Origin of the sequence: Methylobacterium aquaticum (genome assembly GCF_001043915.1) — a bacterium.
Classification (GTDB): Bacteria; Pseudomonadota; Alphaproteobacteria; order Rhizobiales; family Beijerinckiaceae; genus Methylobacterium; species Methylobacterium aquaticum.
This window is the reverse complement of the sequence record NZ_LABX01000446.1, coordinates 1-506: the sequence shown is the minus strand read 5'-3', so window position 1 is coordinate 506 and position 506 is coordinate 1. Positions and strand designations below refer to the sequence as shown.

The 506-nt window shown below is 74.1% G+C and carries 1 protein-coding gene; it reads left to right on the top strand.

Annotated elements, in window-relative coordinates:
• Positions 1-456 (top strand): cyclic pyranopterin monophosphate synthase MoaC (gene moaC / locus VP06_RS33125; protein WP_063928498.1); only part of this gene is annotated, 456 nt, incomplete at its 5' end.
• Between the last annotated feature and the right edge of the window lie 50 nt (positions 457-506).

Genomic DNA, 506 nt, shown 5'->3' with positions numbered 1-506 from the left:
GCCGCCGGCGCCGCCACCATGGTCGACGTCACCGACAAGGCCGCGACCGACCGTGCCGCCCACGCCGAGGGCCTGGTGGTGATGCAGCCGGAGACCCTGCGGCTGATCCGCGAGGGCGATGCCAAGAAGGGCGACGTGCTCGGCACCGCGCGCCTCGCCGGCATCATGGCGGCCAAGCGCACCCACGAGCTGATCCCGCTCTGCCACCCGCTGCTGCTCACCAAGGTCCGGGTCGAGTGCGAGCCCGACGAGAGCCTGCCGGGGATCCGCGTCACCGCGGAGGTGCGGGTCCAGGGGCCGACCGGGGTCGAGATGGAGGCGCTGACCGCCGTCTCGGTGGCCTGCCTCACGGTCTACGACATGGTGAAGGCCGCCGACCGGGGCATGCGGGTCGAGGGCGTGCGGCTGCTGCACAAGAGCGGCGGCCGCTCGGGCGTCTGGGAGGTGCAGGCATGACCGCGCTCCTTCCCGTCGCCGAGGCGCTGGCGCGTATCCTCGCGGCGGCC